Below are 14,084 nucleotides of genomic sequence, written 5' to 3'. Positions count from 1 at the left end.
GGTCACCCGACCAGCCTGGATCGGGTCGACAGCGCCGCCAGCGGTCGCCCGATCGGCCGGGCCGGGGACGGCTGCCCGAGGCCGGCCAGCAGATGCGCGACGGCGGCGGCGAGCTGGGGGTCGGGCCCGGCCAGCATGCCCTGCGGCGGATCCGGCACGGCGACGTCCGGCTCGACGCCGTGGTTCTCCAGGCCGGCACCGACCCCGTCGAAGACGTAGCAGAACTCCGGTTGGGTGGTGACCGTGCCGTCGACCAGTTCGTGGCGCGGCCAGGTGGCGATGGTGCCGCCCCAGGTCCGGTTCCCGATCAGCGGTCCCAGACCGAGCGCTCGGAACATGTGGCTGAAGATCTCCCCGTCCGACCCGGTGTGCTCGTTGATCAGCACCGCCATCGGGCCGCGCGGCGACTCGGCCGGGTACGGGGTGGCACCGCTCCAGCGCCCGTGTTCGGCACCACCACGACGCCGGGCGAGCCGGTCGAGCAGCAGCGGCGAGATCTGTCCCCCGCCGTTGAAGCGCACGTCCACCACCAGCCCGTCCCGGTCCAGCTCGGAGAGGAAGCCCCGGATGAAGTCGGAGTAGCCGGTCCGGAACATGTCCGGCACGTGCAGGTAGCCGAGCCGGCCCCGCGAGGTGGATCCGACCAGGGCGCGGTTGCCCTCCACCCAGTCCCGGTAGCGGGCCCGGCCCTCCGACCGGACCGCCCGCACGCTCACCCGGCGCGGGGTGGCGCCGTCACGCAGCACGGTCAGCTCGACCTCCCGGTCGGCCTGCCCGACCAGCAGCTCCCCCGGCCCGGCCGGGCCGACGGGTTGCCCGTCGATGGCCACCACCGCGTCACCCGGTCGCAGGTCGGTACCGGGCCGGTTGCACGGCGAGGTGGCCTCCGGGTTCCACGGGTCACCGCGCAGGATCCGCTCGATGCGCCACTGTGCCGGCGGATCGCCGACCCCGCTGGTGGTGGCGCTCCAGTCCACGCCGAGGAATCCCTGTGCCTGCTCGACCGGCCGGCGGTAGTCGCCACCCTGTTCGTAGGCGTGCGAGGTGGCCAGTTCGCCCTGCAGTTCCCAGAGCAGGTCGGAGAGCTCCGAGCGGCATCCGACCAGGTCCACCAGGGGCAGGTAGCGCTGGTACAGCCCGTCCCAGTCCAGCCCGGACATCTCGGCGTGCCAGAAGCTCTCCCGCTGCAACCGCCAGGTCTCGCGGTACATCTGCCGCCACTCCGCGGCGGGCCGGATCGACACCCGCAGCCGGGTCAGGTCGATCCAGCCGTTCTTCCGGGTCGGCGGGGCGCACCGGGCGTACGGGTCGTCGTCGGCGTCCTCCGCGTCCTCGGCGACGAGCACCCGCAGTCGGTCCCGCACCTGGCAGAGCAGCGTGCCACCGTCCGGGCTGGCGCTGATGTCGTCGACCCCGATCAGCTGCTCCTCGGTGACCTCCACGGTCTCCAGGTCGACCACGGTCACCATGCCGACCGGGGACGAGTCCGGCTTGACCGGGTCCGGCGCGGTGACCGGCACGGTGTGCAGGAACACCTTGTCGGGCAGTCCGACGATGCTGGCGTACCGCCCCTCCGGCACCGGGAACGGGACGATCCGGCGGTCGATGTCGGTGAGGTCGATCTCGACGAACGTGGGGCCGGCGTCGGCCTCGGTGCCCCGCCGGGCTCCGTCGGCGGGCCGGGGCACGAAGGGCGAGGGCTCGGTGGCCCGCAGGGTCACCAGGTACGGCCGGTTGCCGAACGGGAACCCGACGTCGAACACCACCTGGTCGTGCTCCGGGGTGAGGTCGCGCTGGCCGAGAAAGTAGAGGTAACGCCCGGCCGGGTCGAACGCCGGACGGCTGTCGCGCAGCACCGGCCGGGTGACCTGGAACGAGCGTCGCAGCGCCACCTCGGCCAGCTTGATCGCCGAGGTGCGCGGCGTGTCCGGGAACGTGTAGGCGAGCCAGCGGCCGTCCGGCGACCAGGTCAGGTCCTCGATCCGCTCGTACGCGCTGCTGTCCAGCAACCGCGGTGTCGGCAGCACCCCGTCGGTGTCCAGCAGCCACAGCTGCTGGCGGTTGGTGGCGAAGGCCACCTGCCCGGACACCGCCGAGGCGGCCAGTTCGGTGACGCAGCCGATGTCGGTGAGCGGGATCTCCGCCGAGGCGGCCCCACCCTCGGCCGGGAAGAGCACCAGTCGCTCGTCCGGTCGGTCGTCGGCGGCGACCGCGACCAGCCGGCGGCCGTCGGCCAGCCAGCTGAGCTGCCGGTGTCGCGTCCCATCGGCGGTGCCGTGCCGGCGCACCGGACCGGACCAGTGCGCCATGGTGTACGCCTTGCCCCGCGCGACGATGGCCAGGCTGGTGCCGTCCGGGCTGAGTCGGGCACTGTCGAGGAAGTCTGCGGCGGGGACGATCCGGCGGGCCTGCTGGCGACGCGAACCCGCCAGCGAGACGGCGAGCCGACGGGGTGCACCACCGGCAACGTCCAATGTGTACAGCTGGGCACCGGCGTGGTAGACGAGCCGCCGCCCGTCGGTGCTGAGCCCGCGGGCGTAGAAGTCCTCGTGCTCGGTGTGCCGGGTCAGCGCGGTGCCGTCCGGCCGGCACGAGTAGACGTTGCCGGTGCCCTCGTGGTCGCTGATCAGGAAGATCCGGTCACCGACCCAGCATGGGTTGGCCACGTTGCCGGGCAGCGCCAGGCGGGTGAAGGCACCACTGCCGTCGCGGTCGACCCAGAACTCGCCGGCCGCGCCGCCGGTGTACCGCTTGCGGCGGGCCGGGTCGGCGAGGTTGCGCCCGATCACCAGCGCTCCGCCGGGGCCGTACGAGAGACTGGTCGCCGCCCCGTGGTCGAGCAGCCGGGTCGGTCCGCCGTCGACCCCGACCGCGAAAAGCCGGTAACCGAAGCCGGTGGGCTGCTCGGCGGTGCTGGCGTAGATGATCTCGGCGCGGTCGGGGTGCCACCCGACCACCACGCACCGGGCGGCCTGGAAGGTGAGCCGGCGGGCCGGCCCACCGGCCACCGACAGCAGGTAGACCTCGCTCGGCCCGTCGTCCGCGCCGACGAACGCGACCAGCTTGCCGTCCGGGGACAACCGGGGGTGGGCGTACTCGGTGCCGCCGGCAGTCAGCCGGCTCGCCGGCCCGCCCGCGAGCGGCACCCGCCACAGGTCGTCCTCGGCGGTGAACACCACGGTGTCCCCGGCGATGCTGGGGAACCGCAGGTAGCCGCCGGGCGCGACGTCGGCGTTCACTGGGCGCGCAGGCTCATTGCGCGGATCCGCTCGGCGACCGCGGCCCTGCGGTCCTCGACCTGGGACCGCTGCGCCTGCGCGTCCTGCTCGTTCTCCGACCAGTAGCACGCGGTACGCCACTGCCCCACCGTGTACGAGTCGTAGTCGCAGCGCACCCGGCGCTGGGCGGCCAGGTTCTCCGAGGAGACCAGCATCGTGTTGTGTTCGAGCACCTGGTTCACCACGACCCGCATGTTCAGCTCGGTACGCACGAAGGTGTGCGCGGCGGCGACCGCCGTCGCCCCGAAGGCACCCCGGAACCGGGGCAGGATCCCGAACGACAGCTCACAGCACTGGCTGCGCCAGTCGATGCTGGTGATCCAGGCGAACCCCACCACCTCCTCGCGCGGGCCGCAGAGGGTGAAGTGCCGCTTGATGTGGTACTCCTCGGTGATACCCAGCCGCTGGCGCTCTGTCAGCGTGTCGTCACCGGTGACGACCGCGTAGTCGGTGAGGTTCGCCTGGAACCGCGACTCGCGCATCAGCGCGGTCCGGATCGGAATCTCGGCCTCGGTGAGATGCCTGACCGTCACGAACGGCACGTGTCCTCCCCACGGACGAAGTACACCGACACATCCTGGTAGGCACCGGACTGGTAACGGTGCTCGCGCAGGGTACCGACCTGGGTGAAGCCACAGTCACGCAACGCCACCACCGGCGGGCTGTCCGCCGGCACCAGGGCGACGAACGAGGTGCACCGCTGGTAGGTACCGAGAAAATCGAGGAAACCGCGCAGCGGCTCCGGATCGGGCGAGGTGCTCGCCACGTACGCCTGGCGCGGCTGCACCTCGTTGGGCAGGTAGCCCAGCAACGTGTCACCGGTCCGGAAGACCTGCGCGCCCAGCCGGGTCAGCTCGCGTACCAGCAGGGCATGGTTCTGGGTGACCGGGTCGACGCCGAGGAAACCCCGGGCCGAACCGGGTACCGCCGTCAGCGCCGAGGCTGCGGCGGCGGTGTCGAGTAGTTGGATCTCAGTCATGGCGTACCGCTCCCCAGATCTGCCGGTCGACGGGTCGGCCGGCGATCCACCGACCGGCCGGGATCGTGGCCTCGCAGGAGAACCCGGCGTCCTGCAACAGGGCCACCGGCACGGCCGCCGCCGGGGTCACCCAGCCGTAGAGCCGGTGCAGGTTGAGCACCCGGAAGCCGTGCGAAACGGCGGTCTTGAGCAGCGCCGTCACCACATCCTCGGCTCCCGGCTGCACGCCGATCTCCAGCCGGGCCCGGCGGTGCACCCAGTCCAGCTCCGTGAAGCAGACGAAGGCCGCTCCCGGCAGCACGCACAGCTCCACGGTGTTGTCCTTCGGCGCCTCGACGGCCGCCGGCGCCACCATCGCCGGTGGCTGCTCCAGCGGCAGGCCGAGCAGTTCGCCGGCCAGCCACGGCCCGCTCAGCAGTGGCAGGTCGGCACTGCGATACCCACGCAATGTCATGATGTCGGCACCCAGATCTGCGAGAAGAAGACGTACCCGTACCGGCGGCCCTCGTGCACGACCACCTCGGCGAGGGTGCCCTCCTCGGTGAGCCCGACCGCCCGGGCCATCCGGAGCCCGGCCTGGTCGTACTCGCCGATCAGCAGCGAGATCCGAACCACCTCGCGCCGCCAGCGCAGCGCCCGCACCGCCTCGTCGTACGCCTGGCACCACCAGCTCAGCGGGGCATCGGAGCGCAGTCGCAGGTGCACGTGGCAGTGGCCGCCGTGCTCGGCGCCCTGCGCCTCGATGACGAAGAGGCCCACCGGTTCGCCGTCGGCGAGCAGCACCTCGGTATCGGTGCCGAGCAGGTCCAGGATCTCCCACTCGGGGCGGGTGTCCGGCTGCGCGGTGCGGAAGTAGAAGTCCGGCTCGGTGAACATCGCCAGCACCTGGTCGCGGTCCGCCTCGGCGTAGGCCCGGGCGGACCAACACGGCGTGCGTACCCCGTCGAGGGGTGTCGCGGTCAGCGTCATGACGTCGGCCTCCGGGTGGCGATGCCGTGCGTGATGTGCAGGCGCAGGATGTTGCTGGTGCCGTCCATGAACTCGAAGGCGCGCACGTCGCGGCACCACTTCTCGAGCAGCGGGTGCAGCAGCAGGGAGCCCGGGCCGAGCGCGTTCGCCGCCCAGCCGGTGACCTGTACGGCCAGGTCGGTGAGGTGCAGCTTGGCGATCGACGGCGTCCGACGGTCGTCCGGCGAGAGGTCGACCTCGTTCGCGGCGTCGTAGAGCAGGGCCCGCGCCGCCGCCAGGCGGGCGGTGGTCAGCTCGTGCCCGGACCAGCCCGGCCGCTGATCGCAGACGTAGTCGCGGGCGGCGAAGGCCACCCCGAGCGCCATCGCGGCGATCTGGATCCGCATCACGTTGAAGGTCCGGCTCGCGCCCCAGATCCCGCGTCGGGACGCCGGCAGGTGAGCGCCGAGCAGCATCTCGCGCGGTACGTGCACCCCGTCGAAGGAGAGCTCACTGATCAGCGCGCCGCGCAGCCCGGTCATCTCCAGCGCGTGGCCGGCGAAGCCGGGCGTCGGGCAGCGCACGATGGCCGCCCTGATGGACAGCGGTGACCGGCCGGTCCGGGCGAACACCACACCGGTCGCGCCCCGGGAGCCGTTGCCGACGTACCGCTTGGCGCCGAAGAGGCGGTAGCCGCCGTCGGGGTCGGGGTCGAGCCGGGTCTCCATCGCGGTCGCGTCGCTGCCCCGGGCGTCCTCGGTCATCGCGAAGAAGGTCCAGGTCCGGCCGTCGGCGATGGACCCGTAGAAGAACTCCTGCTGGGTCTCGCTACCGAGCGCGTCGACGGCGATGCCGGCAAGCGCCGGACCGGTGTTCGCGGTCAGCAGTCCGGCGTCGCCGCCGGCCAGTTCGAGGCTGGCCACCGCACGGGACAGGCAACTGTCGGTGTACTCGCCCTGCCACCCGGACGGGTCCTGGAAGCGTTTGGGGGTGCTGGCCGCCCGGACCATCGCCAGCGTCGGCGAGTCCAGGTGATCGGCCATGTCCGCCGGGTCGGCGTCGACCGACAGGGCTCGCGAGCGCAGGTCCGCCGCCGCGTCCCGACACCGGTCCCGCAGGGCACGCAGTGGCGGATCCAGCTCGATCATGAGACACCTTCCCGGGGAAGCCAGCAGTTCGCCGTCAGTTGGGCCACGTACGCGCTGCGGGTGGGGGTGCCGGCGACGTACCCGCTGGCACCCAGCAGCTTGGCGGCCTCCCAGTCCAGGGTGGTCACCCGGTCGTGCACGTCGACGACCGCCGCCGGGACCGTGCCGGAGACCTGCAGGGACCGGCGGGCCGCCTCGACGGCGGTCTGCACGTCGGCCAGTACGCCGAGCACCAACTGCTTGCTGATGGTCGGCTCGCCGCCGACCGTCCGGCCGGAGAGGTACTCCACGGCCCACTCCAGCAGCCGTCGGGTGACGCCCAGCCGGACCGCGCCGAGGTGCGCGCAGAACTGGGTGAGCTGCCCGTCGACGGGGCCGATGGGGCCGCCGGTGGTGGCGAAGCTGATGCCCTCCTGACCGGCCATCCGGTGCCCGACCGTCGAGGCGGGCGTGATCGCCCAACCGGGGGGCAGGGCGGCGGTGGGGACGGCGGCGACCCGGCCCGGCGGGGTGATGCCGGGAGCCTCGGCGAGTGCCACGGCCAGCCCGGCGGCCAGCCCGGCAGAGTACGCCGTCTGCTCGCACTCGTCGATCATGTCCCGCATGCGGTCCTCTCCTGTGCCTGGCCGCGAACGGCTACCGGGCGACGTCCACCTGTTGCAGGCGGGTCTGGATGTAGTCGGCGAGGGAGCCGGCCGACTGGAACACCTCCGGCTCCAGCGATTCGGGATCGACGTCGAGCTGGAGGGTGTCCTCAAGGCTCATGATCAGTTCAATGAAACGAATCGAGTCGATTTCCAGGTCCTCAAGGATCTGCGTCTCGGCGGAGAACTCGGGCAGCTCCCGATTGAGCACCACCGACAGCGAGATCCGCAGGTGCTCGATAATCTCCGAGCGTTCCATTGACCCAGCCCTTCCTTGTGCGAATTGATGGTGCATGGCCGGCGAAGCCGCCTTGCGGCAGCTCGCCGACCATGCCACCGAGCCCTCTTTAGATTTAGAGGGAGTTCTTCGTCGCGGCCTTCGAGGCAGCCTTGACAGCGGCCTTGACAGCGGCCTTGACAGCGGCCTTGGAGGCGGCCTTGGAGGCGGCCTTCGAAGCGGCCTTGACAGCGTTCTTCGCCATGGTAATCACTCCTTCTGGGGGTGTTTTGTTGCACCAGTTCCCCGAACCAGTTGGCTCGGTACGCAGAGATTTGCCGACCGGGACACCCGGTGTCAATAGCGCCAGGGAAACTGCCTGACTGCGGCCGATGGCAGCTCTTTGCCGTCAATTATTGTCACCGGCACTGACTAGCCGAAACGTTTCCGACGGTCGACCATATGGGCGGACGAACGCGGGAAGAGGAGTCGTTTCTGTGGAGAAGAGCGCAAATCTCTGCTGGGGTCAGCGCTACCACTGGCTCCGGTACCAGCACGTACCCGCCGGGGCTCGGCACGACGCGCACATCGTCGCCAACTGCCCGCTGCCGGAGGGCATCTCGGTCGCCGACCTGCGCGCCGCGATGAACCACCTGGTCCGCCGGCACGAGGCGCTGCGTACCGTCATCGTCACCGACCCGGCCGGCTGGCCGCAGCAGCGGGTTCAATCGCCCGCGCCGCTGCCCGTACGGCTGGTGTCGACCGAGCAGGACGGTACCCCGGCGCCGGCCGCGGTGGTCGCGGAGCTGACCGTCGCCGACTTCGACCTGACCCGGGACTGGCCGATCCGGGCCTGTGTGGTCACCACCGGTGGCCGGCCCCGACGCCTGGTGGTGGTGCTGAACCACATCGCCTTCGACGACTGGAGCCTGAACACCTTCCGGCGTGAGTTCGAGGCGATGCTCGCCGCGATCACCACCCGTCGCCGGGCGGTGTTGCCGCCGGTGGTGCACCAGCCGGTGGACCTCGCCCGCCACGAGGCGAACCGCGACGCCGCGGCGAACGCCGCCGAGCTGGAGCACTGGCGCCGCGAGATCGAGCGGTTACCGGCGGACGTCTTCGCCTCCCGTCGGGTCACCGAGCCCGGGCCGGGTACCGCGTACAGCGCGTCGATCACCTCACCGGCGTTGTTGGCGGCGAGCCGGGAGATCGCTGCCCGGCACGGCTGCTGGCCGTCGACCGTGCACCTGGCCTGCTATGCGGCACTGACCGCCGGCTACACCGGCGAGGCGTCGGTCCCGTTGCGCTGGCTCACCAGCCACCGGGAGGCCAGCCAGCACATGTCCGTGATGACGTGCATGTTCTCCCCGACGCTGGTCTCGGTGGAGCTGGCCGACGATCCGCCGTTCAGCGAGTTGCTGCGCCGCACGGCGGCCCGGGTGGAGCAGGCCCAGCAGCACGCCTACGTGCCGTACGACGAGATCGCCGAGCTGGTTACCGCCGAGAGCTTCCGTCGGGGCCAGCCGGTGCGGATCGCCTCGGAGGTGAACTTCCTGAGTTACGCCCCACGCTCCTGCGGGGCCCGCCGGGACCGGTTCGCCTGGAACACCCCACCGGCCGCCTGGGCGCAGGCCGGATCGGACAGCTACCTGGGCATCTACGAGTGGCGCGACGGGGTGACGGTGGCCCTGCACGCCCAGTCGGCGGTGCTGCCCGCCGACGCGGTGGAGCGGTTCCTGCGCGGTCACGTCCGGTTGGTCGAGGCGCACCGCGACCCTTCGGTGGACCTGCGGGTCAGCGAGGTGGCCCGGGAGGTGGGCTTCGCCCCGCCGACGCGCCGGGAGCTGGTCCGGATCGGGTCGGACGCGGTGTCCGTCGAGGCGACCGAGGCGGTGCTGCGGTCGCATCCCGCCGTGGTCGAGGCGCAGCTGCGGGTACGCGCGGGCGAGTTGGCCGCCCGGGTGCGGACCCGAGCTCCACTCACGCCGTCCGAGCTGCGTACCCATCTCCTCGGCGCGATGTACGACCGGCCGGCGGTGCGTTGCCCCGACCGGTTCGAGATCGTCGACGCCTCGACCGGGTCCGCCGACGACGACTGCCCGGTCGGACCCGGGACGCCCGCCGGGCTCGACCCCGCTGGTCGGCAGCCGGCACCCGGCGAGGAGCTGCTCACCGGGGTGGTCGCCCTGGTAAACGGGCTCGCCACGGTGGACGGCTCGGACAGCTACACGGTCGCCGGTGGCCGGGCACTGCGGGTGCCGCGCACCCTGGACGCGCTGCGCGAGCAGGGCTGGTTCGGGATCTCCCCGGACGAGCTGGCCAGCGCCCGGCCGCTACGGACGCTGGCAGGCCAGCTGACTCAGGTGGGTTGAGTCGGTTCCCGCGCCGGCCCGGCCAGCCTCAGGTACCGAGTGCGGTCTCGGTGGCGAAGCGGTTGGCCACCTGCACGCCGGCCTGGAAGCGGCTGACCGAGCCGAGACTGCGCAACAGCGCGGCGATGTGTCGGCGGCAGGTGCGCACCGACATCCCGAGCCGGCGGGCCACAGCCTCGTCGGTGAGGCCCTGGGCCATCAGCAGCGCGATCGAGCGTTGCAGGTCGTCGGCGACCTCGTCGGCGTAGCCGGCCTCGTCCGCGGCCAGCGGTGCCGCGCCCTCCCAGAGCTGGTCGAACATCTCGATCAGGTACCGCACCACGTTCTCGTCGCGGACCCGATGCCCGGTGGGCAGCAGGCCGTCGGCGGATGCCCCGAACACCACCGCGAGCGAGCGGTCGAAGACCACCGATGCCTGCGGGACCTGGCTGATGGTCCGGATCGCCGCACCGCCGTCGATCAACCGCCGGGACTTGGCCCGGGAGGCGAAACCGGCCCGGCTGCGGTGCGGCGAGACGACCCGGACGGAGACGCCCCGGTCGAGTACGCCGTAGCAGGCCTCGAAGAGCCGGTCGAGGACCTCGTTGTCGTCGTGACTCGGCCGCAGCACGAGGAGTTCGTCGCGACACACGTCAGCGGCCTGCTTGAGGAGGCCGCGCAGCTCCGCCACGCCTTCGAGCCGGTCGATCGAGCCGCCGGAGACCACTGCGGAGTCCCGCGCGCCGGCGATCGAGTCGATCCGCTCGCGCAGCTGGTCGGCCAGCTCCCGCTGCTGGTAGATCGAGCGTTCGATCGGTGACACCAGCAGGGTGGCGGCATATTGCGGGTCGACCGGGACCAGCCGCTCCCCGACCGCGCCGTCGGTACGCAACAGGCGCAGCTCGACGAGTTGCATGATCGCCGAGACCACCTCGTGTCCGGTCCGGCCCAGTTCCATCGCTACCCGGTCGAATCCGGACGGCGCGATTGCGCCGTGTCGCACTATATAGTGGTATACTTCGATACACTGCGCGTCCACACCGTGCTGGGCGTCGATGCTGTCGTCCTCGACAAGGCGTCCACCGAAGCTGGGCGTCCAACTGATCCGCGACAGAGCCTCTGTCGACATCCGCTGCCTCCCGGTCATGTTTCCCGAGTTCTCCCGGCGGTTCACCGCCGGGGCTCCACGGTGACAGCAGCGGCAATCACGCCAACCTCACCGGCGTACCGCCCACCCGGTCGCGCCCCACCGTCGCTCTCATCCCGCTATCACCGGCACCACCGGGGCGATCGGACGACCCGCGACGGCAACCGGACCAAGAGCCGGACGATGGCAGGTTGAGAGAACACCGTGATGAGGTTCCTCCGTCGGCGGGCCGGACCCGTCATCCGGCCCAGGCAGGCGGCCGGCCGACGCGTCGTGACGACGCTTAGCGATCGAGAGGGACCACGGTGACGAACGCGGACATGCCTCGCTCATTCCAGGAGACGCTGCTCCCCCACCTTCCATACGCCGAGGGCGGCGAACTGGCCCCGACCGACGACCTCGCGGCCCTCGGCCTCGACTCGATGGGCGTGGTGCAGCTGCTGGCCGACCTGGAGGACCGGTACGGCCTGGAGCTGCCCGACGAGCGGCTGACCGAGGAGACGTTCGCGACGGTCGGGTCGCTGTGGACGACGGTCGCCGAGTTCGTCACCCTCGAGACGGTCACCGGTGAGTGAGCGGCTCATCGTCGCTCCCGGCACCCCACTGGTCCGCGTCGACCAGCTGACCCGGTACGGCGCAGCGGACCGGCCCGCGGTCACCTTCAGGTCCGAGACGATCGACTACCGCGAGCTGACCGACCGGGTCGCCCGGGTCGCCCGCGGACTGCACGAGCTGGGGCTACGCCGCGGTGACCGGGTCGCCGTCTACGCCGAGAAGCGGATCGAGACGGTCGTCGCGATGCTGGCGATCTCGGCCGCCGGCGCGGTGTTCGTCCCGGTCAACCCGCTGTTCAAGGCGCGACACCTGGCGCACGTCACGGCCGACTGCGCGGCCCGCATGGTGATCACCACGGCCGAGCGGTTCGAGACCGTACGCGCTGCGCTGGGCGAGGGCAGCTCGGTCACCGACATCGTGCTCATCGGCGCCGACGCCGACGCCGAGTCCGCGGTGCACTGGCGGATCACCCGCTGGCAGCGGCTGGCCGCAACCGCCGCCGACGCGGTACCGGACGGCGTCGCGGTGATCGACACAGACCTCGCGGCCATCTTCTACACCTCGGGCAGTACCGGCGGCCCGAAGGGCGTGGTGCTGTCGCACCGCAACGTGCTGGCCGGCGCGGCAAGCGTCGCCGGCTACCTCGGGCACACCGCCGACGACACGGTGCTGGCGGTGCTGCCGCTCAGCTTCGACGCCGGCTTCAGCCAGCTGACCACCTCGTTCATCGTCGGCGCGCATGTGGTGCTGACCAACTACCTGGTACCGCGGGACGTGGTGCGGCTCTGCGCCCGGCACCGGGTGACCGCGCTGACCTGTGTACCTCCGCTGTGGATACAGCTCGCGGCGCTGGACTGGCCGGCGGAGGCCAGTGCCGGGCTGCGCTATCTCGCCAACACCGGTGGCCGGATGCCGCTGGCCACCCTGACCCGGCTGCGCGCGCTGCTGCCGAACGCCCGGCCCTACCTGATGTACGGGCTGACCGAGGCCTTCCGCTCCACCTACCTCGACCCCGACGAGGTGGATCGACGACCGGACTCGATCGGCAAGGCGATCGGCAACGCCGAGATCCTGGTGGTACGCCCGGACGGCACGAACTGCGGGCCGGGCGAACACGGTGAGCTGGTACACCGAGGTGCCCTGGTCGCCCGAGGTTACTGGAACGACCCGGAACGCACCGCGCTGCGGTTCCGGCCGGTCCCGGGCGCGAATCCGGCGATCCAGCCGGAGCTGGCGGTCTGGTCCGGCGACACCGTCTACCGCGATGCCGAGGGCTTCCTGTACTTCGTCGGACGTACCGACGACATGATCAAAACCTCCGGCTACCGGATCAGCCCCACCGAGATCGAAGAGGCAGCCTACGCGACCGGGCTGGTGGGCGAGGCGGTGGCGCTGGGCGTCGGCGACGAACGACTCGGGCACCAGGTGGTGCTGGTCGTCGGCGGTGACTGCGACACCGAGGTGCTGCGCAAGTCACTGGCGCACGACCTGCCGACGTACATGCTGCCGCAGCGGACCGTCGTACTGCCGCAGCTGCCCCGCTCGGTCAACGGGAAGTTCGACCGGGTCGAGCTGCGCCGACTGGTGGAGGTCGGCTCGTGAGCGCGCCGATCGGGTTCACCGCCACCGGCGACCAGCTCACCGTGGGCACGGTACCGGTGGAGCGGCTGGCCGCCCGGGTCGGCGGCACACCGTTCTTCGCCTACGACCGCCGGCTGGTCTCCGAGCGGGTCGCGGAGGTCCGCGCCGCGCTGCCGCCGGACATCCGGCTGAGCTACGCGGTCAAGGCCAACCCGATGCCCGCGCTGCTGCACCACCTGAGCAGCCTGGTCGACGGCTTCGACGTGGCCTCCGCCGGCGAGTTGCGGCACGCGCTGGACACCCCGATGCCGGCCGAGCAGGTCAGCTTCGCCGGCCCGGGCAAGACGACCGACGAACTCACCCGGGCGGTCGCCGCCGGTGTGCTGATCGAGCTGGAGTCGGCCGGCGAACTCGCCCGGCTGCGCCAGGTCGGCAAGACCCTCGGCATCCAGGCCCGGGTGGCGCTGCGAGTGAACCCCGACTTCGCGGTACGGGCCTCCGGCATGCGCCTCGGCGGCGGTCCGCAGCAGTTCGGCGTCGACGTCGAGTCCGTCCCCGACCTGCTGCCCGAGCTGGCCGTCGACGAGATCGACTTTTACGGCTTCCACGTCTTCGCCGGCTCGCAGAACCTGCACGCCGAGAACATCTGCGAGGCGCAGCGGCGCACCGTCGACATGATCCTCACGTTGGCCGAGCTGACCCCGGCACCGATCCGCTACCTGAACCTCGGCGGCGGCTTCGGTATCCCGTACTCGGCCAGGGACCAGCCGCTGGAGCTGGCCCCGATCGGCGAGAACCTGGCCGACCTGCTCGACACCCGGATCCGCCCGAACCTGCCGCAGGCCCGGGTGGCGGTGGAGCTGGGCCGCTACCTGGTCGGCGAGGCCGGTGTCTACCTGACCAGAGTCGTCGACCGGAAGACCTCCCGTGGCAAGACCTTCCTGGTGGTCGACGGCGGGCTGCACCACCAGCTCGCCGCGTCCGGCAACTTCGGCCAGGTGATCCGGCGCAACTACCCGCTCGCGGTGGCCACCCGGTTCGACGCCGCGCCGGAGGAGACGGTCACCGTGGTGGGCTGCCTCTGCACCCCGCTGGACCTGCTCGGCAACGACGTGTCACTGCCCCGGGCGGAGCCCGGCGACCTGATCGCGATCTTCCAGGCCGGCGCGTACGGCCTGACCGCGAGCCCGACCGCGTTCCTCGGCCACCCACCGCCGACCGAGGTGCTGCTCTGAG

Annotated in this window: 14 protein-coding genes; 4 read left to right on the top strand and 10 right to left on the bottom strand. The window is 71.6% G+C overall.

Annotation, left to right across the window (positions count from 1 at the left end; all coding sequences use genetic code 11):
* Positions 1 to 2: 2 nt before the first annotated feature.
* The 9 genes from SNR22_RS07455 to SNR22_RS07415 form a co-directional block, all read right to left on the bottom strand.
* Positions 3 to 3,239 carry a S41 family peptidase gene (locus tag SNR22_RS07455; RefSeq protein WP_320065741.1) on the bottom strand — a complete coding sequence of 1,079 codons (3,237 nt, stop codon included), beginning with the start codon at positions 3,237 to 3,239 and terminating at the stop codon, positions 3 to 5.
* The gene (locus tag SNR22_RS07450; protein ID WP_320065740.1) at positions 3,236 to 3,820 is read right to left on the bottom strand and encodes a hypothetical protein; all 585 of its coding nucleotides are present in this window, start codon (positions 3,818 to 3,820) and stop codon (positions 3,236 to 3,238) included. The genes SNR22_RS07455 and SNR22_RS07450 overlap by 4 nt, the downstream gene beginning before the upstream one ends.
* Positions 3,808 to 4,257, bottom strand: a complete 450-nt coding sequence (locus SNR22_RS07445) for a hypothetical protein (protein WP_320065739.1) — start codon at positions 4,255 to 4,257, stop codon at positions 3,808 to 3,810. The genes SNR22_RS07450 and SNR22_RS07445 overlap by 13 nt, the downstream gene beginning before the upstream one ends.
* A complete protein-coding gene (locus SNR22_RS07440) occupies positions 4,250 to 4,711 on the bottom strand; it encodes a hypothetical protein (RefSeq protein ID WP_320065738.1) in 462 nt (153 codons plus the stop codon). Before SNR22_RS07440 ends, SNR22_RS07445 begins: the two co-directional genes overlap by 8 nt.
* A complete protein-coding gene (locus tag SNR22_RS07435; protein WP_320065737.1) occupies positions 4,708 to 5,226 on the bottom strand; it encodes a hypothetical protein in 519 nt (172 codons plus the stop codon). The genes SNR22_RS07440 and SNR22_RS07435 overlap by 4 nt, the downstream gene beginning before the upstream one ends.
* The gene (locus SNR22_RS07430; protein WP_320065736.1) at positions 5,223 to 6,353 is read right to left on the bottom strand and encodes an acyl-CoA dehydrogenase; all 1,131 of its coding nucleotides are present in this window, start codon (positions 6,351 to 6,353) and stop codon (positions 5,223 to 5,225) included. Before SNR22_RS07430 ends, SNR22_RS07435 begins: the two co-directional genes overlap by 4 nt.
* Positions 6,350 to 6,958 (bottom strand): acyl-CoA dehydrogenase family protein, encoded by a 609-nt coding sequence (locus SNR22_RS07425; protein ID WP_320065735.1) that lies wholly within the window; start codon positions 6,956 to 6,958, stop codon positions 6,350 to 6,352. The genes SNR22_RS07430 and SNR22_RS07425 overlap by 4 nt, the downstream gene beginning before the upstream one ends.
* 31 nt (positions 6,959 to 6,989) lie before the next feature.
* Entirely contained in the window at positions 6,990 to 7,256 is a 267-nt protein-coding gene (locus SNR22_RS07420) for an acyl carrier protein (protein ID WP_320065734.1), read from the bottom strand.
* 94 nt (positions 7,257 to 7,350) lie between these two features.
* On the bottom strand, positions 7,351 to 7,479 hold the full coding sequence (locus SNR22_RS07415; protein WP_320065733.1) for a hypothetical protein: 129 nt from the start codon (positions 7,477 to 7,479) through the stop codon (positions 7,351 to 7,353).
* A 232-nt stretch (positions 7,480 to 7,711) separates the two neighbouring features.
* On the opposite strand from SNR22_RS07415, the gene SNR22_RS07410 reads away from it, so the two are divergent.
* Positions 7,712 to 9,586 (top strand): condensation domain-containing protein, encoded by a 1,875-nt coding sequence (locus SNR22_RS07410; protein WP_320065732.1) that lies wholly within the window; start codon positions 7,712 to 7,714, stop codon positions 9,584 to 9,586.
* A gap of 28 nt (positions 9,587 to 9,614) precedes the next feature.
* On the opposite strand, the gene SNR22_RS07405 is transcribed toward SNR22_RS07410, so the two are convergent.
* Positions 9,615 to 10,694: a hypothetical protein gene (locus tag SNR22_RS07405; protein WP_320065731.1), complete on the bottom strand. Its 1,080-nt coding sequence runs from the start codon at positions 10,692 to 10,694 to the stop codon at positions 9,615 to 9,617.
* A 338-nt stretch (positions 10,695 to 11,032) separates the two neighbouring features.
* On the opposite strand from SNR22_RS07405, the gene SNR22_RS07400 reads away from it, so the two are divergent.
* From SNR22_RS07400 to SNR22_RS07390, 3 genes are read left to right on the top strand one after another with little or no spacing between them, the layout of a single operon-like run.
* Entirely contained in the window at positions 11,033 to 11,287 is a 255-nt protein-coding gene (locus tag SNR22_RS07400; protein ID WP_320065730.1) for a phosphopantetheine-binding protein, read from the top strand.
* Positions 11,280 to 12,869: an acyl-CoA ligase (AMP-forming), exosortase A system-associated gene (locus SNR22_RS07395; protein ID WP_320065729.1), complete on the top strand. Its 1,590-nt coding sequence runs from the start codon at positions 11,280 to 11,282 to the stop codon at positions 12,867 to 12,869. The genes SNR22_RS07400 and SNR22_RS07395 overlap by 8 nt, the downstream gene beginning before the upstream one ends.
* Positions 12,866 to 14,083, top strand: coding sequence for a pyridoxal-dependent decarboxylase, exosortase A system-associated (locus SNR22_RS07390; protein ID WP_320065728.1), 1,218 nt, complete (start codon positions 12,866 to 12,868; stop codon positions 14,081 to 14,083). Before SNR22_RS07395 ends, SNR22_RS07390 begins: the two co-directional genes overlap by 4 nt.
* Position 14,084: the final 1 nt, after the last annotated feature.

Origin of the sequence: Micromonospora sp. RTGN7 (assembly GCF_033804645.1) — a bacterium.
Classification (GTDB): Bacteria; Actinomycetota; Actinomycetes; order Mycobacteriales; family Micromonosporaceae; genus Micromonospora.
The sequence above is the reverse complement of the archived record's forward strand: the minus strand, read 5'-3'. Positions and strand labels throughout refer to the sequence as shown.